Consider the following 24,075-nt stretch of genomic DNA (forward strand, 5'->3'; position numbering starts at 1 on the left):
GATAATTATATGACACAAGTATTTGGCGTTATCGGAGATCCTATAGGCCACACTCTTTCCCCCCTTATGCATACCTCTGCCTACAGAGACACCGGAATAAGTGCATCCTACGTTTCATTCAATGTAAAGCAAGAAAATCTCGAAGATGCGGTAAAAGGAATAAGAGGTCTTGGAATTAACGGAGTAAACGTTACCGTGCCCCATAAAATCGAAGTAATGAAATATGTGGATGAACTGGATGAAACTGCGAAAAGAATAGGGGCAGTTAACACAATTGTTAACGATAAAAAACAGAATAAGCTTATAGGTTATAATACAGACGGTGAAGGCTATCTCCGCTCTCTGCAGTCGAGACTCAGAAAGCCCTTCCGGGAAACGCGTGTCCTGCTTATAGGGGCTGGAGGAGCCGGCAGAGCTGTAGCTGTTACCCTTGCCCATAAAGGGGTGAAGCAGCTTACTATAGCGAACCGGACGGTTGCATCCGCTGAAGCTCTTGCGGAAGACTGTGGTGGAGAGACCCGGGCATTGTCTCTCGGGACAGCACAGGCGAGCCTCATGGAATTTGACGTCGTTATCAATTCTACTTCTGTAGGAATGGCACCCGGCACAGGTCAGATGCCGATTTCACTTGAAAAGCTGGCTTCCCGGACACTCGTCAGTGATTTAATCTATAATCCCTGGAAAACAAGATTTCTAAAAGAAGCAGATAAAAAAGGTGCTGAGACATTAAATGGTGTAGGAATGTTCGTGCACCAGGGAGCACTTTCATTCGAACTATGGACAGGAGTCCAGGCACCGGTGAAAATAATGGAACGTACCGTAACTGAAAAATTAAGAGAGGTGTAAACAGCTCATGTTATCAGGTAAACAGAAGCGATATCTGCGCAAAGAAGCGCACAATCATAAGGCTATTCTTCAGGTTGGTAAAGGGGGAGTAAATGAAAACCTCGTCAAACAGGTGAATGATGCTCTCGAAGCAAGAGAAATTATAAAAGTTAGTATTCTACAAAATAATTTTGACGACAACGACCAAACAGCTTCGGAATTAGCCGAGGGAGCAGACGCTCATATCGTCCAGATCATCGGAAATACAGTCATATTATATAAGGAATCATCGGAAAATAAACAAATCGAACTGCCGGAATAAGGAGTAAGAGTTTATGAAAAAAATCGGCCTTCTCGGCGGAACGTTCGATCCACCCCATATCGGTCATCTAATTATGGCAGAAGAAGCAAGGCTGCATTGCGGTCTTGAAGAAATCTGGTGGATGCCGAACAAAATTCCTCCACATAAGGAAAAAACAGATACAACGGAAAAGCAGAGAATTGAAATGGTAGAGCAGATGGTTCGATTATCTCCCTCTTTTGCTTTATGCTTAAAAGAAATGGAGAGAAACGGCCCGTCTTATACTGCGGATACGCTTTTAGCCTTAAAAGAGGAAATGCCAGATATTCAATTTCACTTCATCATGGGTGGAGACAGCTTTGAGAACTTTCATTTGTGGGCAAGGTATGAAGAACTGCAGCATATGATTCCCTTTATAGTAATGAAAAGACCGGGCTCTGAAAAAGCAATAGTTAAAAAAGAGGATTTTATAAAACTGGATTTTATTGATCGTTTTGAGCTTAGTATCTCTTCTTCTGAAATAAGAGAGGGCGTTAACCGGGGGACATGGAATAAATTCCTCGTCATAAATGAAGTAAATGATTATATTAAGGAGCATCGACTTTATGAATGAAGCACATGCTTTAAAGGCAGTAAAAGACGCTCTGAAACCGGTAAGATATGAGCATACGGTGCGCGTACTTGAAACTGCCGACCAGCTTTGCAGTCTTTACGGAGGTAACAGGAACAAAATACGTCTCGCTGCAATTCTGCATGATTATGCTAAATACCGCCCTGCTGAGGAAATGAGGAACAAGGTCAGCAGCTCAGATAAACTGCCGGATAATCTTCAGCTTTTTGGTGATGAACTGCTTCATTCCTTTGTAGGAGCTGTTTTTGTAGAAGAAGAGCTTGAAGTAAAAGATAGAGAAATTCTTGAAATTATCGCTGTGCATACAACGGGCAAACGAAATATGACGCTGGAACAGAAAATTGTTTTTTTAGCGGACTATATTGAGCCGGGACGGACTTTTTCAGGAGCTGAAACAGCTAGAAAAAAAGCTGAAAAGAGCCTGGATGAGGCATGCCTTACTGTTCTTTCTCAAACTATTTCTTTTTTATCGGAAAAACGATGGCCGATTTATCCTGATACGTTTGAGGCGTACAACGATTTAGCAATTAGAAGAAAGGAAGATATTATTAATGAATAGCAGACAATTACTGGATATTACTGTCCGTGCTGCCGATGAAAAAAATGCTCAGCAGATTAAAACGTTAAATATGGAAGGAATTTCTTCTATAGCTGATTATTTTGTTATTTGTCACGGAAATTCCGAAACGCAGGTGGAGGCAATAGCAAGAGAGATTAAAAATAAAGCTTCAGAAGCGGGATTTGATGTGAAGCGCCTGGAAGGTCTTAAAGAAGCCAGGTGGGTTCTAATTGATCTTGATGACGTTGTCGTCCATGTTTTTCATAAGGAAGACAGAGATTATTATCAGCTTGAAAAATTGTGGGGAGATGCTCCTATAATTGATACAGAAGAAGTATTAGGATAAGAGGCGGTGACCATGCAGGAAGAACATTTCGCCTCATTATATGACATGCTGATGGAGGATGCCCCTTACGAAAAGTGGGTAAAATTCACTTCACAACATCTCTCAAAAGGAAGCAGGGTCCTGGATGTTGGCTGCGGCACAGGGACTCTTACACTCTTATTGGAAGAGGAAGGTTTTCAGGTTTCAGGTGTTGACATTTCGGAAGATATGCTTGTAATTGCAGAACAAAAAGCAAGGGAGAGAAAAAACAAGTCCCGTTTTTTCAAACAGGATATGACGAAACTGACTGGTTTTGAAAATCTGGATGCTGTGACTCTTTATTGTGACGGGCTGAATTATCTGCCTTTTGAAAAAGACATAAAAGACACATTTCGATGCGCAGCTGAAAGTTTAAAAAAGGATGGGGTATTTTTATTCGATGTCCATTCACCATTCAAGCTTGAGCACATTTTCGATAATCAGCTTTATGGGGAAGACCGATCCTCCGTCTCGTATCTATGGTTTTGTGAGCCTGGAGAGGAACCATTGAGCGTCCATCATCAACTTACATTTTTTGTGAAACAGGACGCAGGACATTATCTTCGTAAAGATGAAGATATATATCAGAGAACTTTTTCTCCATCATTTTATGAAAAATGTCTCATTGAAGCAGGCTTTTATTCCATCGAGATTTCAGGGGATTTCGGAGGCTCGAAAGTAACAGAGCATGACGAAAGAATTTTCTTCAAAGCTGTAAAAAAATAGTGGATAAATTTGAAATGCTGCAGTATAATTATGTTTCAAACCTACCTCAATTACCGTCAAAGCGGTAAGCTTTTATTAAGAACGACTTCTAAAGAGAAATCTGTCCGCCGGTCCAGGCCGGGCGGATTTTTTTATTGTATACTACCCGATTGGAGGAGAGCCGTTGGACAGAGTTAAACGTTTTATTCTGAATACGGATAAAGGTATCTTGATAAAGGCAGGGATAGCATGCATCATTATTACAGCATTGATTTTATATATTTTTTATGAAGATAAAACCAGTGGATCATCTCTTGTTCCGGAAGAGAACACCAGCGAATGGGAAGTTACTGGGAGCAGTGATGAAGCAGCTGCAGAGGAAATTAAAGTGGATATTAAAGGAGAAGTCGCTTATCCCGGAGTCTATACTGCTTCTTCTGATCAACGTGTGGAGGAAATTATAAATGAAGCAGGAGGAATAACGGCAGAGGCTGCTGTAGATCAGGTGAACCTTGCTCAGCGGGTCCATGACGAGATGGTCATCCATGTCCCATCTTCTGTTGAAGAAGAAGCTCAGGAACCGGATGCTGAAGGAAATTCAGGACCGGCAGTGAATATGAATCAGGCTGAAAAAGAAGAGTGGGAGTCTCTTCCTGGAATTGGGCCGGCAAAAGCCGAAGCTATTATTCAATACAGGGAAGAGAACGGACCTTTTCAGAAAAAAGAAGATATAATTAATGTTCCGGGTATTGGCGAAAAAACATTTGAATCTCTTCAGGATTTACTTTCAACTTACTAACAAGTCATTGTATTAAGCTGTGTTTCTTCTGAAAATTTGACGAGAGCTCTCTTTATTCTCTAAACTTAATACTATACTTAAGGAGAAGGTTTAAAAAAGGGGAAAATGATCCTGAAATCGGGTAGTTACGCCCTTTTATACATTTTCAATAGAAAATAATCACAATATTAAGGAGAGTTATTTATGGAGAGGATATCATGGAATCAGTATTTCATGGCGCAGAGCCATCTGCTGTCTCTGCGAAGCACCTGTACGAGGCTGATGGTAGGCGCAACAATTGTCAGAGAGAAGCGCATTATTGCAGGGGGGTATAATGGATCCATATCAGGAGGCAGTCATTGTTCGGAAGAAGGCTGCTTCCTCGTAGATAATCACTGCGTACGCACGATTCATGCAGAAATAAATGCCATCATTCAATGTGCGAAATTTGGAGTTTCCACTGAAGATTCGGAAATCTATGTCACCCATTTCCCCTGCCTGAACTGCTGTAAAGCTATAATACAGGCGGGGATCAGGAAAATAAATTATTCTGCGGATTACAAAAATCATCCTTTTGCAGAAAAGCTGTTTTCAGAAGCGGGCGTTGAAGTGGAACAGGTAGAACTTGAAGAGATGATTCTGGATACCAACAATAAAGAAAAACTGGCCTTTACTGCGGAGCTGCTTGGAAAGCTGGAAGAAAAAGGGCTTTCTGACACTGAGCTTCAGGAGATGAGAAGTAAAGCGAACACTCTTTATCTGCAGTCTCTGTAGTTAAGGAGTTTCGTATCGCGAAACGGAAACAGATACAAGGCATCTAACTTTCTTGAAAAGAGGAGGAATGCTTATGTATCTGTTTTTTTATATTTTTGTAGCGGTTACAGCATCTGCTGTTTTCGTCATGGCCGAAGAAATGATATGGAACATAATAGCATTCACTGTGGTTGGAGTGTTATTAATAAAGATGCCAAACCGCTTTTATATATTTATAGCTGCTGCGGCAGCTTACTTTTCCGCAACCTATGCTGTGGATAATAATTTCTCTGTTTATACAGAAGATACTTATGAATACTCCGGGTATGTAAAAGGAGTGTCCCCGACAACAGGGTCTTCGGAAAATTTTAAAATCGATTTTCTGACAGAAGAAGGGGAAAGGCTGCTTATTTATGCTGAACAGAAACCTGAAACAGGCAGCCGGTGCTTTATTTCCGGAAAGACATCGGCTCCGGATAGTTCACGAAGTCCCTACCAGTTTGATTACCAGGATTACCTTTTTAAACAGCAGGTTCACTGGCAGGTTTTTTCGGATAAGGTATCCTGCACCGATGGTTCTTTTTTCGGCCAATGGAGGGATAAAAGAGAGGAGGCTCTTGTATCAGTCGGTACTGCGAAGGGAGAAGGTCCTCCTCTGGCAGCAGCACTTGTTTTTGGAGACAGAAAATTTATAGACAGAGAAAGGATAGAGCAGTATCAAAATATGGGTGTGATTCATCTGCTTGCGGTTTCCGGTCTGCACGTAGGACTGATTACGACAGCTGTCTGGTTTCTAATGGTTAGAATCGGTCTCACAAAAGAAACTGCCGCGCTGCTTCTGATTATTATCCTGCCTTTTTATATGCTTTTTGCAGGGGGGGCACCCTCCGTCCTGAGGGCAGGCAGTATGACAATGATAGGACTTCTGTTTGTGCTGATGAATAAAAAAATTCCCCTGTTTGAAATATGCAGTATAACCGGCAGTATATTTATTTTTATAAACCCTTATATTGTTTATCATATAGGGTTTCAGCTCTCTTTCGGGACGACACTGGCTCTTCTGCTTTCGCGCCGAATGTTAAAAGGGTCCGGAATCAGGCTGATTTTAAAAGTTACCCTTTGTGCCCAGCTGGCTTCACTGCCGTTTATTCTCTATTATTTCCATTCCGTTTCCATTCTCACACTTGCTGCAAATATCTTTTTTATTCCCCTTATTTCCTTTGTAATTCTGCCATTATCTTTCGCTGGAGTTTTCGCTTCAGGAGTATGGCAGGGAGCAGCTGCGTTCATGTGGAAAATAATGGATTTCATACTTGGGTTTATGCATTTCCTTCTGGATTTTCTCGAAAGCCTGCCATATCAGGTGCTGCCTGTAGGAGCACTTTCTGCGTGGATGCTTTTGCTGCTTTTCATATCGGTTTATTATATTTTTAAAAATTGGACGAAAGCTTCGGCGCACGTTTGGACAGGGGTGGCAGCACTTACCTTTCTCCTGACATTTTCAATTGTCTCTCCGTATTTTGATAATAGAACCTATGTACATTTTTTGGACGTAGGGCAGGGAGATGCAGCTTTAATTGAATTACCAAACCGGGAAGCAGTCTACTTAATAGACACCGGGGGAGAAACAGTATTTACAGGCGAGGAGATGGTGATGGCTGAATTCGGCCCTGGAGAGCGGACTATTATACCATTTATGAAATCGAGGGGAATTACGAAAGTTGATAAAATGATTTTATCTCACGGGCATGCAGATCATATTGGAGAAGTTTGTACGTTAACTGAAAAATTGACTGTATCTGAAGTGCTGTATCCGGCCGGAGAAGAGATGGTCCCTTTTGCAGAAGAACAAATCGAGTGTTTAAAAGAAAAGGAAATACCCACTGTTTTTGTTGAAAAGGGAGATCACTGGATCGAAGGGGAGCACAGCTTTGAAGTTATACACCCATCCGGTGCAGGAAACTATGATGAAAATAATCAATCGATTGTATTAAGGGCTGTTGTTTCAGAGACATCCCTTTTATTTACAGGAGATATTGAAACCTTAGTGGAGGAGGAATTAGTGAGGGCGGGGCTGCTTGAACATACAGATATTCTGAAAGTGGCGCATCACGGGAGTAAAACTTCATCGAGCAGGCCCTTTCTTGAAGCTGTTTCACCAAAAGTCTCCGTCATTCAGGCAGGCGTAAATAACAGGCACGGTCATCCTCACGAGGAAATAGTCCAAAATCTTCTTGGAATGAACAGTGCCGTATTCCGGAATGATCAGCATGGTACGGTTACCTTTATAATCGATGAAGGCAAGATTTATGCCATTCCGTACATAAAAGAAAAGCCTTAGATAATCCAAGGCTTTTCCAGTGCGTATTAAAAAAACAGGTCCACTATATGACCGATAGAGAAAATAAGCATAAAAAATACAAAGGAAGCGACAAAGCCGATCCCACTATCAATTGCGTCGTTGCGGTTCGACTGGACATCTTTTTCGAACTCGTTCATACGTATCCCTCCTGTCATGTAAAATTATAATTGATTCCTGGGAAAAAATCCATAGAGGGCTTTAAAAATACTGCTTTAAATTTTAATTTTTAACCGTGATGAAAGAAAAACAGATATGGTACTATAAACAAAGAATGTACGGGGAGGGAAACCTATGTCCTATCTGGACCGGCTGAAGGAAATAAAAAAAGGAGAAATTGCTTCGCTCTACTTGTTATGCGGAACCGAATCCTATTTGATTGAAGATATCATTCATAAAGTAACAAATGCTGCATTATCTCCGGAAGAACAAGAGATGAATCTGCTTCGATTCGACATGAGCGAGCAGCCTGTTGACCTGGCTGTAGAGGAAGCTTATACTTTCCCTTTTATGGGAGGCAGAAAAGTAGTAATTATCAAAGATGCTTACTTTTTAACTGCCCAGAAACGAAAAGAAAAAATAGAGCACGACATAGCCAAACTAACTTACTATGCAGAACATCCTCCAGAAGAAACGACATTGATAGTTGCTGCCCCTTATGAAAAACTTGATGAACGCAAAAAAGCAGTTAAGCAGCTTCGCAAAAATGGGAAAGTGCTGGAGGCCAAACCTCTGCAGAATCAGGAACTGCGTAAATGGCTGGATGAAAAAGCTGTGGAACTGCAGGTTACACTTGAATATGAAGCGAAAGATAAACTGCTTACACTTGTCGGGGATAATCTGTTAATGCTTACTTCAGAAATGAATAAGCTCGCAGCTCACGCAGGAGAAGAGCGGGTAATAAATGCAGAGGCGGTATCTTCACTCGTAGCCCGTTCCCTGGAACAGGATATATTCGCACTCGTTGATTTTGTTGTTAAGAACAGGGTGTCAGAATCGATGAGAATTTACCGGGACCTGATTAAACAAAAAGAGGCTCCTTTAAAAATTCTCGCCTTAATGGTCCGGCAGTTCCGGATTTTATTTCAGGTGAAACAGCTGGTTCAGCAGGGATATGGCGAAAAAATGATAGCTTCCAGGCTGAAGCTTCACCCTTTTGCGGTAAAACTTGCTTCAAAACAGGCAAAAGAGTTTAATAACAAAACTCTTTTACATCTTCTTGATGAGCTAGCCGAGCTTGATCACAGGATTAAAACAGGAAAAGTGGAAGAAGAGTTGGGAGTAGAATTATTTCTTCTGGCAGGAAACGAGAGAGAAAAACGAGGAGTAAAATAACAGTCTCTGCAATTGGTCACTGCAGTTAGTACTAAAAATCTTTGTTTTCCACCTCAGAATTGTGACCTGCTGTCATCGGATCTTCTATTTGTTTCCGAATATTAAAATTTTACGGGACAGAGATACACTTTGCAGAAAAATGCCGGAGATTATTCTGGACATAAGGAAACACCTCCAATTTCTATGTGAAAAGCGGACGAGACAAAGGGCCTCTTAAATCAATACTGCAGACAGCAGATCCAAATAAAAAAGCTGTCCGGGGAATTCAAGCGTTCCCCGGACAGCTTTTATTTCAATCATTATGCAGAAAGTTCGTTCATGCGCTTCTGTAGACGTGCCTTACGGCGGTCTGCAGCGTTACGATGGAGAAGACCTTTACCTACTGCCTTATCCAGCTTACTTGTAGCGCTGACGAAAAGTTCCTTAGCTTTCTCAACTTCGTTTTCTTCTGCTTTAGCATAAAAACCTTTCATTGTGTTACGAAGGTCTGATTTGAATGCGTTATTACGAGCGCGTGCGAGTTCATTAACAATGACACGCTTTTTTGCTGATTTAATATTTGCCAACTGCTTCACCTCCCTTGATGCAACGTTACCGTTTCTCAGTTATTGCAACAATAGAGATTTTATCAAATGCAACCTTGAAAAGCAATATAATTTTAACAAAGTGGACTATTTGAAAGAATAATTGAACAGAAGCTTTTATTCTTGTTATAATAGAGAGCAGTGTATTGCACGGAAGCAGGATGTAGGAGTGATATAATAATGAAACCAGAACAAAGAATTGAAAGACGTGATCGAATACGCAACTTTTCAATCATAGCCCATATTGACCACGGGAAATCAACGCTCGCTGATAGAATTTTGGAAAAAACGAGTGCACTGACTTCCAGAGAAATGCAGGATCAAATGCTCGATGCAATGGACTTGGAAAGGGAACGAGGTATTACTATAAAGCTGAATGCCGTCCAGCTCAATTATAAAGCGGCTGATGGAGAAACATATATTTTCCACCTTATCGACACTCCAGGTCACGTCGATTTTGCCTACGAGGTTTCCCGAAGTCTGGCTGCCTGCGAAGGAGCTCTGCTCATTGTCGACGCTGCTCAGGGTATAGAAGCCCAGACACTGGCAAACGTTTACTTAGCTTTGGATAACGACCTGGAGATACTCCCAATTATTAATAAAATCGACCTTCCAAGTGCTGAACCGGACCGGGTAAGGCAGGAAGTGGAGGACGTCATTGGGCTTCCGGGAGAAGATTGTATTCCGGCTTCAGCTAAATCCGGAATAGGAATTGATGAAATTCTGGAAGCGGTAGTTAAAAAAGTACCCGCACCTTCTGGGGATCCGGAAGCACCGCTTAAAGCAATGATTTTTGACTCCATCTACGATCCATACCGAGGAGTTATTGTATACATCCGAATTATGGAAGGTACAGTAAAAAAAGGCGAAAAAATTAAAATGATGGCTAACGAGAAGCAGTTCGAGGTTCAGGAAATTGGAGTATTCACTCCTAAACCTGTGCAGCAGAAGGAACTGACTGTAGGGGACGTCGGTTACATGATTGCATCCATTAAAAATGTGGGGGACAGCCAGGTGGGGGATACAGTCACCCATGCAGCAAAACCGACTGCTGATCCGATGCCGGGTTACCGTAAATTAAATCCAATGGTTTTCTGCGGAATGTATCCGGTAGACACCAATCACTATGTCGCCCTTCGTGAAGCTCTGGAAAAGCTTGAACTCAACGATTCAGCTCTCCAATTTGAGGCGGAAACGTCCCAGGCGCTCGGATTCGGATTCCGCAGCGGCTTTCTCGGACTGCTCCACATGGAGATTATTCAGGAACGGATTGAAAGAGAATTTGGAATTGATCTCATCACTACAGCACCAAGTGTTGTGTATGAAGTAACAAAAACTGACGAATCTGTCCTGGAAATAGATAATCCTTCGGAAATGCCGGATGCTCAGCAGGTTGAAACTGTTCGTGAGCCATATGTAAAAGCAGAAGTCATGGTCCCGAACGATTATGTAGGAGCCGTCATGGAACTCTGTCAAAAGAAACGCGGCGATTACCTTGACATGAAATACCTGGATGCCAATCGAGTCAATATCATTTATGAAATCCCGCTCTCAGAAATCGTTTACGACTTCTTTGATACACTTAAATCAAGTACAAAGGGATATGCTTCTTTTGATTATGAAATTATAGGTTACAAAGAGAGTAATCTGGTGAAAATGGACATTTTATTAAATGGGGAAACGGTCGACGCTCTATCGATTATTGTTCATCGGGATTCAGCTTATGAAAGAGGTAAAATTATAGTCGAAAAGCTCAAAAACCTCATCCCTCGCCAGCAGTTTGAAGTGCCGGTACAGGCCAGTATCGGTCAGAAGATTATAGCAAGATCGACCATTAAAGCTATGCGTAAAAACGTACTTGCAAAATGTTACGGGGGTGACGTTTCCCGAAAACGTAAACTTCTTGAAAAGCAGAAAGAAGGAAAAAAGCGTATGAAGAGTGTAGGGAATGTGGAAGTTCCTCAGGAAGCCTTCATGTCTGTATTAAGTATGGATGAAAATAAATAAACAGAAAAGAGGTGGCGGTGTCACCTCTTTTGTGTGTTTTCTTAAAGGAAAGGATAATGATTTATGCGAAAGTCTCTTTATATACACGTTCCTTTTTGCGAGCAGATCTGTCATTACTGTGATTTCAATAAGTTTTTCCTCCAGAACCAGCCTGTAGATGAATACCTGGATTTATGCATGGAGGAAATGGAGAAAACCGTTAAAACACATCCGCAGACGGAACTTATCGAAACGATCTATATTGGCGGAGGTACGCCAACTGCTCTATCTACTGAGCAGCTGAAGCGACTTCTGGAAGCTGTTCCGAAATATTTTCAGCTTACTGATCAGGTAGAATGGACGGTAGAAGTAAATCCTGGAAGTGCTGACCGGGAAAAGTTTGAGATGATGAAAAACGCCGGCGTTAACCGGCTCAGTATTGGAGCTCAGACATTCGATCCGGAGCTTTTAAAAACAATTAACCGGGACCATGGAACAGGAGAGGCGGAGCATACGGTTAAGCTGGCCCAGGAATCCGGTATTCCCAACTTGTCGATTGACATGATGTTCGGCCTTCCGGGCCAGACGATGAAGCAGTGGAAAGATTCTCTTCAAAAGGCTGCAGAACTCGATATTTCGCATATAAGTGCTTATTCCTTGAAGATTGAACCGAAAACGGTTTTTTATCAGATGTGGAATAAAGGTCGTTTACAACTCCCGGAACAGGAGCTGGAAGCTGAGATGTATACGTATATGCTCACTTTTTTAAAGAAACATGGTTTTACAGCTTATGAAATCAGCAATTTTTCAAAACATGGTTTAGAAAGCATGCATAATCTTGCTTATTGGAATAACGATGAGTATTACGGGATTGGGGCGGGTGCACACAGTTATGTAGATGGTATGAGAAACAGAAATCACGGTCCTCTCCCAAAATACATGAAAGCTGTCAAAAACGAAGAACTCCCCTATCTGGAAAAGCATAAAGTAACAAAAGAAGAAAAAATGGAAGAAGAAATGTTTATGGGACTGCGGAAACGGTTAGGAGTGTCTAAGGAGCAGTTCTACCGCCGTTATAACCGTGGAATAGAGGAAGTCTTTCCTGGAGTAGTTGAACATCTGAAAAACAAACTCCTGCTTCAGGAAATGGATGATAGGATAATGCTTACAGAGGAAGGCCTGCTTCTCGGGAACGAAGTGTTTGAAAAATTTCTGTTTACCGCAGAGGAAATATAAGAAAATTTGCGCCCTTCCGTTGACAAACTAAAACCTTCTTTGGTACTTTATATAATAGATTTAGCACTCGGAGGAAGGGAGTGCTAACAGGAGGGGTGAAGATGTTAACAGAGAGGCAGCTTTATATTTTAAAAGCGATTGTTGATGATTACATCACGAATGCAGAACCAGTCGGCTCCCGGACAGTGTCGAAAAGGGCAGATATGAATTTCAGCCCGGCCACGATACGCAACGAAATGTCGGATTTAGAAGAGCTTGGATTTTTGGAAAAACCACATAGCTCTGCCGGAAGAATCCCTTCACAGAAAGGTTATCGCTATTATGTCGATCATCTTCTTTCTCCGAAACAGCTGTCGAGCAAGGATGTTACAAATATCCGTTCTCAGCTGGCTGTGAAATTTCATGAGTCAGAACAGGTGATACAGCATTCAGCAAAAATATTATCACACCTTACCTCTTATACATCGATAGTGCTCGGCCCTGAAGTTTTTGAATCAAAACTGCGGCAGATTCAGCTGATACCCATTTCCGGTGATCAGGCTGTCGTTATTATCGTGACCGATTCCGGTCACGTGGAAAACCAAACAGTTCATTTCCCTGGCAACGTTTCCGGGTCGGATGTGGAAAAAGTAGTTAATATCCTTAACGACCGCCTGCGTGGGGTTCCTATTTTTCAGCTGCAGCAAAAGTTATCCCAGGAAATTTCAGCAGTGCTTAAAAAGCACGTTTCTAAATACGAAACGATGCTTTCGGCATTAACGGATGTTTTTCGTGATCAGCAGCAGGAAAAAGTTTATTACGGTGGGAAAACAAATATTTTAAGCCAGCCTGAGTTTAATGACGTGGAGCGGGTGCGCAGTATTCTGAATATTTTCGAAGAAGATGCTCTTGTTTCGAGGCTGATCAGATCTGAAGATGAGGGCTTAACAATTCGGATCGGAGAAGAAAATGATTTTAAGCCGTTTGATGATCTATCTATCGTCACCGCTACGTATACGCTGGAAGGAAAGTATGTTGGAACAATTGGACTTCTTGGTCCCACCAGGATGGAGTATCCGAGGGTAATAAGCTTAATGGAGTATTTTTCAAAAGATATGTCAGAACTTCTGAGCAGAAAAGACAGAAGCTGACTAGTTGAAGGAGGTGAAAGCAGTGTCAAAAAGAAATAATGATGATGTGCAGGATCTGGAAACAGAAGAAGCTTCAGCTGCTGAGACAGCGGAAGAAACCACTGAATTGGAAGAGGAAGCTTCTGTAGAAGAAACTGAAATTGATCAGCTGAAACAGCAGGTGCAGGATCTGGAAGACCGGCTCCTAAGGCTGCAGGCTGAATACGATAACTTCCGCCGGAGGACAAAGAAAGAAAAAGAGTCCGCGGCTAAATATAAATCTCAGAGTCTTGCGGAAAGCCTGCTCCCCGCTCTGGATAACTTTGAGCGGGCGCTGATGATCAATCCTGAAACAGAAGAAGCAAAAAGTCTGCTTCAGGGAATGAAAATGGTTCATAATCAGCTCTCTGAAGCACTCCAGTCCGAGGAAATAGAAATTATGGAAACAGTTGGGCAGCCATTTGATCCGCATATGCATGAAGCAGTAATGCAGGTTGAATCAGATGAATACGATTCAAATATAATCGTCGAAGAACTGCAGAAAGGCTATCTTTTAAAAGATAAAGTAATCAGACCAGCAATGGTTAAAGTAAGTTCATAATCATTTCAAGGAGGAATTTTGCCATGAGTAAAGTAATAGGTATCGACTTAGGAACAACGAATTCATGTGTAGCCGTAATGGAAGGCGGCGAAGCAACAGTTATTGCAAACGCTGAAGGAGCTCGTACAACCCCTTCCGTCGTTTCATTTAAAGATGGTGAACGTCAGGTTGGGGAAGTGGCAAAGCGTCAGATGATCACAAACCCTAATACAATCACATCAATTAAACGGCACATGGGAACAAATCATAAAGAAGAAGCAGAGGGGAAACAATATACTCCTCAGGAAATTTCTGCGATTATTCTTCAGAAACTTAAAGCAGATGCTGAAGCATATCTCGGAGAAACGGTTACAAAAGCTGTCATTACAGTTCCTGCGTACTTTAACGATTCTCAGCGCCAGGCAACTAAAGATGCCGGTAAAATTGCAGGACTTGAAGTAGAGCGTATTGTTAACGAACCTACGGCTGCAGCTCTTGCCTACGGTTTGGAAAAAGAAGAAGATCAGACTATTCTCGTATATGACCTTGGTGGAGGTACCTTTGATGTTTCCATTCTTGAACTAGGTGATGGATTTTTCGAGGTTAAGTCTACGTCCGGAGACAATAAACTCGGCGGGGACGACTTTGACCAGGTGGTTATTGATCATCTGGTAGCTGAATTCAAAAAAGAAAATGGTGTTGATCTCAGCCAGGACAAAATGGCTCTGCAGCGTTTGAAAGATGCAGCGGAAAAAGCAAAGAAAGATCTTTCCGGCGTTTCCCAGACACAAATCAGCCTGCCGTTCATAACTGCTGATCAATCTGGACCTAAGCATATGGAGATGAACCTTACTCGTGCCAAGTTTGATGATCTTACATCCCACCTTGTTGAACGTACAATGGGACCTGCTCGTCAGGCATTAAAAGATGCTGGCCTTTCAGCTGACGAAGTGGACAAGGTAGTACTCGTTGGTGGTTCCACTCGAATTCCAGCTGTTCAGGAAGCAATTAAAAAGGTAACAGGCAAAGATGCTCATAAAGGTGTTAATCCGGATGAAGTTGTAGCTCTCGGTGCTGCTATTCAGGCGGGAGTTTTGACAGGCGATGTAAAAGATGTCGTACTTCTTGACGTAACTCCGCTGTCCCTCGGTATTGAAACAATGGGCGGCGTCTTCACAAAACTTATTGAACGAAATACAACGATTCCAACTTCCAAGTCCCAGACATTTTCAACTGCGGCAGACAACCAGCCGTCCGTTGATATTCATGTACTTCAGGGAGAGCGTGAAATGGCTGCAAACAACAAAACGCTCGGCCGTTTCCAGCTGAACGATATTCCACCGGCGCCAAGAGGAGTACCGCAGATTGAAGTATCATTTGACATTGATGCCAACGGAATCGTAAACGTACGTGCAAAAGATCTAGGCACTAATAAAGAACAGTCCATTACCATTACTTCCAGCTCCGGCCTTTCGGATGAAGAAGTAGAACAGATGGTAAAAGATGCAGAAGAAAATGCGGAAGCAGATAAGCAGCGACGTGAAGAAGTTGATACACGCAACGAAGCGGATCAGCTTGTTTTCCAGACAGAAAAAACACTTAAAGATCTCGGAGAAAACGTAGAAGAATCAGAAAAAGAAAAAGCGGAAACTGCAAAGGAAAAACTGAAGACAGCCCTCGAAGGTGAGGACATGGAAGCCATTAAAACAGCAAAAGATGAGCTTCAGGAAATTGTTACCCAGCTTACTACGAAAATGTATGAGCAGGCCGCTCAGCAGCAGCAGGCAGAAGGCCAGGGTGCTGAACAGCAGGACGATGATGTAGTTGACGCAGATTATGAAGAAGTTAATGACGATAAGAAAGAGTAAGTGAATCAAAGTCAAAGTCAGGTTTTCTTGGCTTTGACTTTTTTCACGGGGACATACCTTTACTGGATGAAATCCAGATGATAAGATATCCGTTATGGAGAAAAATCGGGAGTGGTTAATATGAGTAAGCGAGATTATTATGATGTGCTCGGCGTCGAAAAAGGCGCAGAAGATGCTGAAATAAAAAAAGCATACCGGAAGCTGGCAAGAAAATATCATCCGGACGTTAACAAAGAAGCGGATGCTGAAGAAAAATTTAAAGAAGTTAAAGAAGCATATGATACATTGAGTGACAGCAATAAACGTGCTCAGTATGATCAATTTGGCCATACGGATCCAAACCAGGGATTTGGCGGAGCAGGAGCTGGTGACTTTGGCGGCTTCAGCGATATTTTTGACATGTTTTTCGGCGGCGGCGGAAGACGTCGTGATCCTAATGCGCCTCGACAAGGTTCTGATTTGCAGTACACGATGACGCTTGAATTTAAAGAAGCAGTTTTCGGCAAGGAAACTGATATTGAAATCCCTCGTGAAGAGGAATGTACCACATGTGATGGGAGCGGGGCGAAGCCGGGAACAAAACCGGAAACCTGTCAGCAGTGTGGAGGTGCAGGTCAGCTTAATGTGGAGCAGAACACACCTTTCGGCCGCGTTGTAAACCGACGCGTCTGTGACCGCTGTGAAGGTACCGGCCAGCAGGTGAAAGACAAGTGTCAAACATGTGACGGCAGAGGAAAAGTGAAAAAGCGTAAAAAGATTCATATTAACATTCCGGCAGGCGTTGATACCGGCCAGCAGATTCGGGTGGCCGGACAGGGAGAGCCAGGGGTGAATGGTGGACCTCCAGGCGATCTGTACGTGGTGTTTAATGTGAAAGAGCATGAATTTTTCCATCGGGATGGAGACGATATCTTCTGCGATATGCCGATAACTTTCGTTCAGTCTGCACTTGGTGATGAAATTGAAGTCCCTACATTGGAAGGAAAAGTTAAGTTGAAAGTTCCGGCTGGTACCCAGACGGGGACAGATTTCCGTCTCCGCGGCAAAGGAGCACCAAACGTACGAGGATTTGGACAGGGTGATCAGCATATTCGTGTGAAAATTATTACACCGAAAAAGCTCAGTGAGCGTCAAAAAGAAATTCTGCGGGAATTTTCTGAAGAAAGCGGTACGGAAGCACCGGATGAACAAAGTCAGAATTTCTTTGCGAAAGTAAAGAGAGCTTTTAAAAGCTTCGGCGAATAGAACAACAGGGAGTTGGAAAAAACATGAAATGGTCTGAGATCTGTATTCACACCACGCAGGAGGCTGTAGAACCGGTCAGTCACATTTTGCATGAAGCAGGAGCGGGGGGAGTCGTAATAGAAGACCGCGCTGACCTTTACCGGGAAAGAGAAACAAAATTCGGAGAAATATTTCAGCTTTCTGCTGATGATTATCCAGAAGAAGGGGTATTATTAAAAGCATACCTTCCCTTAAATAGTTTTTTAGGCGATACGGTGGAAGAGATTAAACAGGCCATTTCCCAGCTTCAGCAATATAATATTGACCTCGGTGCTCATGAAGTAACTCTTAATGAAGTGGATGAAGAAGAGTGGGCTACCGCATGGAAAAAATACTACAAGCCGGTCAAAGTAGGAGAGAGGATCACCATTGCTCCAAGCTGGGAAAATTACAAAGCAGTCGCCGATGAGGAAATTGTAGTTGAACTGGATCCGGGTATGGCTTTCGGTACCGGCACCCATCCTACTACTGTGCTTTGCATTCAGGCACTGGAAAAATATATAAAGGCCGGAGAGCGGGTCATCGATGTAGGAACAGGATCCGGAGTTCTTGCTATAGCAGCAGAAAAACTTGGGGCAGGTTCTGTGAATGCCATAGACCTGGACGAAGTAGCTGTTGAAGCTGCCGGCCGCAATGTGGAATGGAATAATTCCAGCCAGACGGTTTCTGTTTCGAAGGCCAATCTTCTCGATCATGTCAGCGGTACATATGATATGATAGTAGCAAATATTCTGGCTGAAGTTATTGTGGAAATGACCGATTCCGCCTACAAAGCAGTCCGTCCGGGAGGGTTGATTATTGTTTCCGGCATTATTAAAGCGAAGCGGGAAATGGTAAAAAGCTCCCTGATTCAAGCTGGATTTCTCATAACTGAAATTACAGAAATGGAAGACTGGACAGCAATAGCAGCTGCCAGGCCGGAAGAGGAATAAAAATGCAGAGATATTTTTTGGGAGACGACTGTTTCACAGAAACAGAAGCACACCTCGACGAAGAGTCAGCGAAACACGCTTTAAAAGTAATGAGAATGAGGGCAGGAGACGGCCTGATTGTATGTAACATGCAGGGAATCTGTTATACAGGTGAACTAACGGAGGAGAATTCTCCATCGGTAACTCTACTGCACCGGGAAAGGCAGGTTTCTGAGCTTCCTTTGAATGTTACGGTTGCTCAGGGAATGCCTAAAGCGGATAAGCTTGAGCACGTGATTCAAAAAGGAACTGAACTTGGCAGTGCTGCATTCATTCCGTTTTTTGCAGAACGTTCGATTGTAAAAATCGATGCAGCCAAAGCAGATAAAAAAACGGTTAGATGGCAGAAAATTGCCAAAGAAGCAGCTGAACAGTCGCACAGGCAAAGATGTCCAGTAGTGGAACCCCCTGTTTCTTTTCAATTCATATTAAAGAAGGCAGCGGAGTTTGATCATGTCATAGTTGCTTACGAGGAAGAAGCCAAAGCCGGGGAGACATCCCTTTTTTCTCAAGCTGTGAACAGGATGAACCCGAAAGAGAAAGTACTTTTAATAGTAGGTCCTGAAGGCGGACTTACAGAAGAAGAAACCGGCCAGCTTATAAAGGCAGGAGGAGTCAGCTGCGGTTTCGGGCCGAGAATATTACGGACTGAAACGGCTTCTTTGTTTGCGCTGGCTGTCTTCTCCTACCATTTTGAATTATCGAGGTGAAAAATATGCGGAAAGTCGCATTTCACACTTTAGGGTGTAAAGTAAATCATTATGAAACCGAGGCAATATGGCAGCTGTTTCAATCAGAGAATTATGAAAAAGTTGACTTCGACCAGACTTCGGATGTGTATGTCATTAATACATGTACAGTTACAAACACGGGAGATAAGAAAAGCCGGCAGGTAATCCGCCGGGCCATAAGAAAAAATCCAGATGCTGTGATCTGTGTCACAGGATGTTACGCGCAGACTTCTCCGGCAGAAATCATGGCAATACCCGGCGTAGACATCGTCGTCGGAACCCAGGACCGTCATAAAATGATTCCATATATAGAAGAGTTTCAAAACGAAAGAAAGCCTATTAATGGAGTAGGGAACATCATGAAAACCCGGGTTTATGAAGAACTTGATGTGCCGGCTTTTACTGACAGAACAAGAGCTTCTTTGAAAATACAGGAAGGCTGTAATAATTTTTGTACTTTCTGTATAATTCCCTGGGCGCGTGGACTGCTTCGTTCGAGAGATCCTGAAGAAGTTCTGAAACAGGCCAGACAGCTTGTGTATGCCGGCTATAAAGAAATTGTTTTAACAGGAATTCACACAGGCGGATACGGTGAGGACATGAAGGACTACAATCTTGCACGTCTGCTCGAAGAACTGGAGCAGGTGGAAGGATTAATGAGAATCCGTATATCTTCTATCGAAGGCAGCCAGATTACTGACGATGTCATCCGCGTAATTAATGATTCCCAAAAAATTGTCCGTCATCTGCATGTTCCGCTTCAGTCCGGTTCAGACACGGTTCTGAAAAGAATGCGGCGAAAGTACACAATGGATTTTTATAAAGAGCGGGTCCAAAAGCTTAAAGGAGCTCTGCCGGGACTTGCGGTCACATCTGATGTTATCGTCGGCTTTCCCGGGGAAACCGAAGAAGAGTTTCAGGAAACTTATCAGGCTGTCCGTGATGTCGGCTTTTCGGAACTTCACGTTTTTCCATATTCGAAACGCACAGGTACACCTGCTGCCCGAATGGAAAATCAAGTCGAGGATGCTGTGAAACATGAAAGAGTACGTAAACTAATTTCCTTATCCGATCAGCAGGCAAAAGAATATGCGTCCCGTTATGAGGGAGAAGTTCTGGAAATGATTCCTGAAGAAGAGGACAAAGAAGACAGCCGTCTGTTAATCGGATACACTGATAATTATATGAAAGTTAAAGTGGAGCTTGATCGTGCCTATATCGGCGAAATTGTTAAAGTGAAAATAACTCATTCAGGTTATCCTTATAACAAAGGCATGTTTGTAAAGGTCGAAAAAAGACCGGAAGCGAAAGTTTAATCACCTTTTTCCGCGAAATCAAATATTGACCTGTTCTTAAATTTCTTATATAATCTAATTATACATGCTCTCTGCATGTTTACTGGTTGTCCGGAGGGAGGGATACAGAATGGCAGAAACACGAGTTAGAAAAAATGAAAACCTTGATACTGCTCTTCGTCGTTTTAAGAAAACGATGTCTAAAGAGGGGACTTTAGCGGAGGTAAAAAAGCGTAAGCATTACGAAAAGCCTAGTATTCGCCGCAAGAAAAAGTCTGAAGCAGCTCGAAAGCGTAAATTCTAAGGAGAGGGTTGCCCGTGTCTTTATCGGTTCTCGATCAATTAAATCAGGACATGAAACAGGCAATGCGTGAGAAAGATAAGCAGCGTCTGTCCGTCATTCGTTCTGTAAAAGGTTCGATTCAGAACGAAACGATTAATCTCGGTCACGATCTCTCTGATGAAGAAGTGCTTACTGTACTGAACCGGGAAATGAAGCAGCGTCGCGAATCCCTCCATGAGTTTGAAAAAGCTGGTCGCAGCGATCTTGTTGCGAAAACGCAAGCGGAAATCGACGTTCTTGCTGATTATATGCCGGAACAGCTGTCAGATGAGGAACTGCAGAAGATTGTTGATGAGACGATTGCAGAAACCGGTGCCGTTTCTAAATCCGAAATGGGTAAAGTAATGGGAGCTGTCATGCCCAAAGTTAAAGGTCGGGCTGACGGTACGGCTGTGAGGCGTTTAGTCCAGCAATCACTGTCATAACAAATAAAAGTTAAAGCACAGGATATTCCTGTGCTTTTTTGATGTATGAAATAATAAAATCCGTTCGCCTTTTTTGATTATATTATTAGTAAATGTGAAACAGATGCATATTGAAATGAATGGAAGGGTATAGAAAAAATAGCCTAAGGAGGGATTTAAGATGGAAAAAGAAACATATTATGTTATTTGGAGAAGTGGGACGTTTGTAGAGCTTTCTCCGATTCTTCCAGATACTCAAATGATTCACTATGAAGTAGAGCTGGATAAAAAAGGAAAGAAAAACTTGGAGGAAAAGCTTGCGACTGTCCAGGAAGGGGATGTGATGCCGGAACATGTATTTGTTTCTCCATTTGATGAAACTAAAGACGAACGGGATAAAATGGAGCTCGGGTCAGACGAAGATAGTCTATTTCACCTGATATACAAGTATGGGTCCTCTGATACAAAAAGAAGACTGAAAGAATTATATAACCAGTAAAAAGAAGCGGTGCTGTAAACATGCACCGCTTCTTTTTGAGTGGTCATTCGTCCAGCTTGATAAAGCAGTTCCATTCTAAAATTCTCCGGACTGCTGAAGGACTGTAAAAAAAGATTTCGTTTTTGGTTCATGAAACTTTTCCGTCCTTATCTACGTAAGCTATACTGTAACTATAAGGCATAGAGAGGAGGCCGGAAAAGTGCGGAATATGAGAATTATCCTATACTTTTTGCTGATAGCTGCGGGATTTACACTCATGTCTTTTTCCACCTCTATGGCCCAGGATGCAGGTGAAGGCAGAACAGTTTATTTTGTTCCAGTTGAAGAAACGGTGGAACGAGGGCTGGAAGCTTTTCTATCGAGGGCAATAGAGACTGCTGAAGAAGAAAATGTGGATCACATTGTGTTTGAAATGAACACCCCCGGAGGGCGGGTTGATGCTGCCGGAGAAATCGCTAAATTAGTACGTGAGTCAGAAATACCAACCACAGCTTACATTGTTAGAGAAGCTATGTCGGCTGGTGCCTATATCTCTTTAAATGCAGATGAAATTGTTATGCAGCCCGGGACAGAAATGGGCTCCGCTCAAGTTATAGACGGAACAGGCTCTGCAGCCGATGATAAGGCGCAGTCTGCCTGGCTGGGAAACATGCGTTCCGCTGCTGAATTAAATGACCGTGATCCCCAGTACGCTCTTGCAATGGCCGACCCGGCCATAGAGATCGAAGACCTGGGACTTGAAGAAGGACAGCTTCTTACTCTTACATCTTCTGAAGCATTATCTGTCGGTTACGCAGAAGCAATAGCCGAAGATAGAGAGGAGCTTTTGGAATATTTAGAGCTTGAAGGCGCTGAGGAAATGGAATTTGAACTAAGTCTTGCTGAACAGATTGCAAGAATCGTTACTCACCCAATTGTTATACCAATTCTTCTTTCAGTAGGCGGGCTAGGGCTTGTTCTTGAATTGTATTCACCTGGATTCGGTATTCCCGGTATTATGGGTGCTTCAGCCCTGTTTCTATTCTTCTTTGGTCATACAGTAGCCGGTTTTGCAGGCCTGGAATCCTTAATTTTGTTTATAGTAGGCGCAGGTCTTCTCGTATTGGAGGTTTTTTCTCCCAGCTTCGGGATATTTGGTATTTTAGGACTGGGAGCTATTCTGGGAAGCCTGGTTATGAGTTCCTTTTCAACGGTTAACATTATAATTTCTTTTGTTATTGCAATCCTCGTTACACTTGCAGGACTTATTATCCTTATAAAGTATATTGATAGAGCGGGTCCTATGAAAAGGGTAGTGCTGACAGATGCTACTACTTCAGATCTTGGATATGTTTCCAACGTGACGAGGGAAGAATTGAAAGGAAGCACTGGTGAAGCACTGACTGTCCTTCGACCTTCCGGCTCTGCGCTTATTAACGAAGAACGTCTTGACGTAGTGTCAGAGGGAGGATATATTGAACAAGGCAGGAAAATAAAGGTCATTTCCGTAAACGGCTCCCGTATCGTTGTTCGGGAAGTATCGAATCAGGAAATGAATTAAAAAAAGGAGGAAGATGAATAATGCAGGACCAGATTGGAGTATTTATAGTCCTTGGTGTTATCCTTATCGGAGTTGTCATTCTATTTACTTTTGTTCCGGTAGCACTATGGATTTCCGCATGGGCAGCAGGTGTTAAAGTTGGTATTTTCCAGCTTGTAGGTATGAGGCTCCGCCGGGTAATACCTCACCGCGTAGTCAATCCGCTGATCAAAGCAGTAAAAGCAGGCCTTGACATCAGCACGAACAAATTGGAAGGACACTATCTCGCTGGAGGAAACGTCGACCGCGTAGTAAACGCGCTGATTGCAGCACAGCGTGCCAATATCGAGCTGACGTTTGAACGATGTGCAGCAATTGACCTTGCCGGACGTGACGTTCTCGAAGCAGTACAGATGAGTGTTAATCCTAAAGTTATTGAAACGCCTTTCATTGCTGGTGTAGCGATGGATGGGATCGAAGTAAAAGCGAAAGCACGAATTACAGTCCGGGCAAATATTGACCGCCTTGTAGGTGGTGCAGGTGAAGATACAGTTATTGCCCGTGTAGGTGAAGGCATTGTATCGACTATTGGTTCGGCCAACAGCCACGCAGCTGTCCTTGAAAATCCGGACATGATTTCACAGACGGTACTTAAAAAAGGGTTAGATGCTGGAACGGCTTTTGAAATCCTCTCGATCGACATCGCAGATATTGATATCGGCAAGAACATTGGTGCCGGACTGCAGACGGATCAGGCAGAGGCAGACAAGAAAATTGCCCAGGCTAAAGCAGAGGAACGCCGTGCGATGGCAGTAGCAGAAGAGCAGGAAATGAAAGCTCGAGTAGAAGAGATGCGTGCGAAAGTTGTGGAAGCAGAAGCGGAAGTACCGCTTGCTATGTCTGAAGCACTTCGTGAAGGTAATCTTGGTGTAATGGATTACATGAATTACAATAATGTGAAAGCTGATACTGATATGCGTGATTCCATTGGCCGTGCAACGAGCAACAGCGAAGAAGAAACAACAGAGCAGGTAGATACCAAGCGCAGACAGTAAA

General features: G+C 42.9%; 26 protein-coding genes. 24 read left to right on the forward strand and 2 right to left on the reverse strand.

Going from position 1 to position 24,075, the window contains the following annotated elements; genetic code table 11:
* The first annotated feature begins 9 nt into the window (after window positions 1–9).
* From aroE to FTX54_RS06890, 9 genes are all read left to right on the forward strand, one after another.
* The gene (gene aroE / locus FTX54_RS06850) at window positions 10–846 is read left to right on the forward strand and encodes a shikimate dehydrogenase (RefSeq protein WP_147802966.1); all 837 of its coding nucleotides are present in this window, start codon (window positions 10–12) and stop codon (window positions 844–846) included.
* Window positions 847–853: 7 nt separating this feature from the next.
* Window positions 854–1,147, forward strand: coding sequence for a ribosome assembly RNA-binding protein YhbY (gene yhbY, locus FTX54_RS06855; protein WP_147802965.1), 294 nt, complete (start codon window positions 854–856; stop codon window positions 1,145–1,147).
* A 13-nt stretch (window positions 1,148–1,160) separates the two neighbouring features.
* Window positions 1,161–1,739, forward strand: coding sequence for a nicotinate (nicotinamide) nucleotide adenylyltransferase (gene nadD, locus FTX54_RS06860; protein ID WP_147802964.1), 579 nt, complete (start codon window positions 1,161–1,163; stop codon window positions 1,737–1,739).
* Window positions 1,732–2,316, forward strand: coding sequence for a bis(5'-nucleosyl)-tetraphosphatase (symmetrical) YqeK (yqeK, locus tag FTX54_RS06865; protein ID WP_147802963.1), 585 nt, complete (start codon window positions 1,732–1,734; stop codon window positions 2,314–2,316). Before nadD ends, yqeK begins: the two co-directional genes overlap by 8 nt.
* Entirely contained in the window at window positions 2,309–2,662 is a 354-nt protein-coding gene (gene rsfS / locus FTX54_RS06870; protein WP_147802962.1) for a ribosome silencing factor, read from the forward strand. The genes yqeK and rsfS overlap by 8 nt, the downstream gene beginning before the upstream one ends.
* A gap of 12 nt (window positions 2,663–2,674) precedes the next feature.
* A complete protein-coding gene (locus FTX54_RS06875; protein ID WP_147802961.1) occupies window positions 2,675–3,406 on the forward strand; it encodes a class I SAM-dependent DNA methyltransferase in 732 nt (243 codons plus the stop codon).
* A 163-nt stretch (window positions 3,407–3,569) separates the two neighbouring features.
* Entirely contained in the window at window positions 3,570–4,184 is a 615-nt protein-coding gene (locus FTX54_RS06880) for a helix-hairpin-helix domain-containing protein (RefSeq protein WP_147802960.1), read from the forward strand.
* 183 nt (window positions 4,185–4,367) lie between these two features.
* The gene (locus FTX54_RS06885; protein ID WP_147802959.1) at window positions 4,368–4,937 is read left to right on the forward strand and encodes a ComE operon protein 2; all 570 of its coding nucleotides are present in this window, start codon (window positions 4,368–4,370) and stop codon (window positions 4,935–4,937) included.
* Between the two features lie 73 nt (window positions 4,938–5,010).
* Window positions 5,011–7,257, forward strand: a complete 2,247-nt coding sequence (locus FTX54_RS06890; protein WP_187254477.1) for a DNA internalization-related competence protein ComEC/Rec2 — start codon at window positions 5,011–5,013, stop codon at window positions 7,255–7,257.
* A gap of 26 nt (window positions 7,258–7,283) precedes the next feature.
* Here FTX54_RS06890 and FTX54_RS06895 read toward each other — a convergent pair whose 3' ends face one another.
* A complete protein-coding gene (locus FTX54_RS06895) occupies window positions 7,284–7,415 on the reverse strand; it encodes a YqzM family protein (protein WP_090840874.1) in 132 nt (43 codons plus the stop codon).
* Between the two features lie 154 nt (window positions 7,416–7,569).
* Between FTX54_RS06895 and holA the strand changes: the two genes are divergently transcribed.
* Window positions 7,570–8,610, forward strand: a complete 1,041-nt coding sequence (holA, locus tag FTX54_RS06900; RefSeq protein ID WP_147802957.1) for a DNA polymerase III subunit delta — start codon at window positions 7,570–7,572, stop codon at window positions 8,608–8,610.
* 299 nt (window positions 8,611–8,909) lie between these two features.
* Here holA and rpsT read toward each other — a convergent pair whose 3' ends face one another.
* Window positions 8,910–9,176, reverse strand: a complete 267-nt coding sequence (gene rpsT, locus FTX54_RS06905; RefSeq protein ID WP_147802956.1) for a 30S ribosomal protein S20 — start codon at window positions 9,174–9,176, stop codon at window positions 8,910–8,912.
* 198 nt (window positions 9,177–9,374) lie between these two features.
* On the opposite strand from rpsT, the gene lepA reads away from it, so the two are divergent.
* The 14 genes from lepA to floA all read left to right on the forward strand — a co-directional run bounded on the left by lepA (window position 9,375) and on the right by floA (window position 24,074).
* Window positions 9,375–11,201, forward strand: a complete 1,827-nt coding sequence (gene lepA / locus FTX54_RS06910) for a translation elongation factor 4 (protein WP_422387420.1) — start codon at window positions 9,375–9,377, stop codon at window positions 11,199–11,201.
* A 63-nt stretch (window positions 11,202–11,264) separates the two neighbouring features.
* Window positions 11,265–12,416 carry a radical SAM family heme chaperone HemW gene (gene hemW, locus FTX54_RS06915; protein ID WP_147802955.1) on the forward strand — a complete coding sequence of 384 codons (1,152 nt, stop codon included), beginning with the start codon at window positions 11,265–11,267 and terminating at the stop codon, window positions 12,414–12,416.
* A 101-nt stretch (window positions 12,417–12,517) separates the two neighbouring features.
* Entirely contained in the window at window positions 12,518–13,546 is a 1,029-nt protein-coding gene (gene hrcA / locus FTX54_RS06920) for a heat-inducible transcriptional repressor HrcA (RefSeq protein ID WP_147802954.1), read from the forward strand.
* Window positions 13,547–13,568: 22 nt separating this feature from the next.
* Window positions 13,569–14,126: a nucleotide exchange factor GrpE gene (gene grpE, locus FTX54_RS06925; protein ID WP_281285217.1), complete on the forward strand. Its 558-nt coding sequence runs from the start codon at window positions 13,569–13,571 to the stop codon at window positions 14,124–14,126.
* Between the two features lie 23 nt (window positions 14,127–14,149).
* Entirely contained in the window at window positions 14,150–15,973 is a 1,824-nt protein-coding gene (gene dnaK / locus FTX54_RS06930; protein WP_147802952.1) for a molecular chaperone DnaK, read from the forward strand.
* A gap of 120 nt (window positions 15,974–16,093) precedes the next feature.
* Window positions 16,094–17,218: a molecular chaperone DnaJ gene (gene dnaJ, locus FTX54_RS06935; protein ID WP_147802951.1), complete on the forward strand. Its 1,125-nt coding sequence runs from the start codon at window positions 16,094–16,096 to the stop codon at window positions 17,216–17,218.
* A 23-nt stretch (window positions 17,219–17,241) separates the two neighbouring features.
* A complete protein-coding gene (prmA, locus tag FTX54_RS06940; RefSeq protein WP_147802950.1) occupies window positions 17,242–18,189 on the forward strand; it encodes a 50S ribosomal protein L11 methyltransferase in 948 nt (315 codons plus the stop codon).
* Window positions 18,190–18,191: 2 nt separating this feature from the next.
* Window positions 18,192–18,938 (forward strand): 16S rRNA (uracil(1498)-N(3))-methyltransferase, encoded by a 747-nt coding sequence (locus tag FTX54_RS06945; RefSeq protein WP_147802949.1) that lies wholly within the window; start codon window positions 18,192–18,194, stop codon window positions 18,936–18,938.
* 5 nt (window positions 18,939–18,943) lie between these two features.
* On the forward strand, window positions 18,944–20,275 hold the full coding sequence (gene mtaB, locus FTX54_RS06950) for a tRNA (N(6)-L-threonylcarbamoyladenosine(37)-C(2))-methylthiotransferase MtaB (protein WP_147803137.1): 1,332 nt from the start codon (window positions 18,944–18,946) through the stop codon (window positions 20,273–20,275).
* Window positions 20,276–20,384: 109 nt separating this feature from the next.
* Window positions 20,385–20,558: a 30S ribosomal protein S21 gene (rpsU, locus tag FTX54_RS06955; RefSeq protein WP_107583149.1), complete on the forward strand. Its 174-nt coding sequence runs from the start codon at window positions 20,385–20,387 to the stop codon at window positions 20,556–20,558.
* 14 nt (window positions 20,559–20,572) lie between these two features.
* The gene (locus tag FTX54_RS06960; protein ID WP_147802948.1) at window positions 20,573–21,022 is read left to right on the forward strand and encodes a GatB/YqeY domain-containing protein; all 450 of its coding nucleotides are present in this window, start codon (window positions 20,573–20,575) and stop codon (window positions 21,020–21,022) included.
* A 160-nt stretch (window positions 21,023–21,182) separates the two neighbouring features.
* Window positions 21,183–21,500, forward strand: coding sequence for a hypothetical protein (locus FTX54_RS06965; protein WP_147802947.1), 318 nt, complete (start codon window positions 21,183–21,185; stop codon window positions 21,498–21,500).
* Between the two features lie 199 nt (window positions 21,501–21,699).
* Entirely contained in the window at window positions 21,700–23,040 is a 1,341-nt protein-coding gene (locus tag FTX54_RS06970; protein ID WP_246125570.1) for an NfeD family protein, read from the forward strand.
* Between the two features lie 20 nt (window positions 23,041–23,060).
* Complete coding sequence (floA, locus tag FTX54_RS06975; protein WP_147802946.1) at window positions 23,061–24,074, forward strand: flotillin-like protein FloA; 1,014 nt, start codon at window positions 23,061–23,063, stop codon at window positions 24,072–24,074.
* The last annotated feature ends 1 nt before the right edge of the window (window position 24,075 follow it).

It is taken from the genome of Alkalicoccus halolimnae (assembly GCF_008014775.2).
In the GTDB taxonomy this organism is placed as follows: Bacteria; Bacillota; Bacilli; order Bacillales; family Salisediminibacteriaceae; genus Alkalicoccus; species Alkalicoccus halolimnae.

Excerpts from the sequence above, each read along its gene's own strand:
- holA (WP_147802957.1), top strand. The coding sequence starts at position 7,570 with ATGTCCTATCTGGACCGGCTGAAGGAAATAAAAAAAGGAGAAATTGCT.
- aroE (WP_147802966.1), top strand. The coding sequence starts at position 10 with ATGACACAAGTATTTGGCGTTATCGGAGATCCTATAGGCCACACTCTT.
- rpsU (WP_107583149.1), top strand. The coding sequence starts at position 20,385 with ATGGCAGAAACACGAGTTAGAAAAAATGAAAACCTTGATACTGCTCTT.
- yqeK (WP_147802963.1), top strand. The coding sequence starts at position 1,732 with ATGAATGAAGCACATGCTTTAAAGGCAGTAAAAGACGCTCTGAAACCG.
- FTX54_RS06885 (WP_147802959.1), top strand. The coding sequence starts at position 4,368 with ATGGAGAGGATATCATGGAATCAGTATTTCATGGCGCAGAGCCATCTG.
- nadD (WP_147802964.1), top strand. The coding sequence starts at position 1,161 with ATGAAAAAAATCGGCCTTCTCGGCGGAACGTTCGATCCACCCCATATC.
- FTX54_RS06890 (WP_187254477.1), top strand. The coding sequence starts at position 5,011 with ATGTATCTGTTTTTTTATATTTTTGTAGCGGTTACAGCATCTGCTGTT.
- dnaK (WP_147802952.1), top strand. The coding sequence starts at position 14,150 with ATGAGTAAAGTAATAGGTATCGACTTAGGAACAACGAATTCATGTGTA.
- lepA (WP_422387420.1), top strand. The coding sequence starts at position 9,375 with ATGAAACCAGAACAAAGAATTGAAAGACGTGATCGAATACGCAACTTT.
- mtaB (WP_147803137.1), top strand. The coding sequence starts at position 18,944 with ATGCGGAAAGTCGCATTTCACACTTTAGGGTGTAAAGTAAATCATTAT.
- FTX54_RS06875 (WP_147802961.1), top strand. The coding sequence starts at position 2,675 with ATGCAGGAAGAACATTTCGCCTCATTATATGACATGCTGATGGAGGAT.
- dnaJ (WP_147802951.1), top strand. The coding sequence starts at position 16,094 with ATGAGTAAGCGAGATTATTATGATGTGCTCGGCGTCGAAAAAGGCGCA.
- FTX54_RS06895 (WP_090840874.1), bottom strand. The coding sequence starts at position 7,415 with ATGAACGAGTTCGAAAAAGATGTCCAGTCGAACCGCAACGACGCAATT.
- FTX54_RS06945 (WP_147802949.1), top strand. The coding sequence starts at position 18,192 with ATGCAGAGATATTTTTTGGGAGACGACTGTTTCACAGAAACAGAAGCA.
- hrcA (WP_147802954.1), top strand. The coding sequence starts at position 12,518 with ATGTTAACAGAGAGGCAGCTTTATATTTTAAAAGCGATTGTTGATGAT.
- hemW (WP_147802955.1), top strand. The coding sequence starts at position 11,265 with ATGCGAAAGTCTCTTTATATACACGTTCCTTTTTGCGAGCAGATCTGT.
- floA (WP_147802946.1), top strand. The coding sequence starts at position 23,061 with ATGCAGGACCAGATTGGAGTATTTATAGTCCTTGGTGTTATCCTTATC.
- rsfS (WP_147802962.1), top strand. The coding sequence starts at position 2,309 with ATGAATAGCAGACAATTACTGGATATTACTGTCCGTGCTGCCGATGAA.
- FTX54_RS06965 (WP_147802947.1), top strand. The coding sequence starts at position 21,183 with ATGGAAAAAGAAACATATTATGTTATTTGGAGAAGTGGGACGTTTGTA.
- yhbY (WP_147802965.1), top strand. The coding sequence starts at position 854 with ATGTTATCAGGTAAACAGAAGCGATATCTGCGCAAAGAAGCGCACAAT.
- prmA (WP_147802950.1), top strand. The coding sequence starts at position 17,242 with ATGAAATGGTCTGAGATCTGTATTCACACCACGCAGGAGGCTGTAGAA.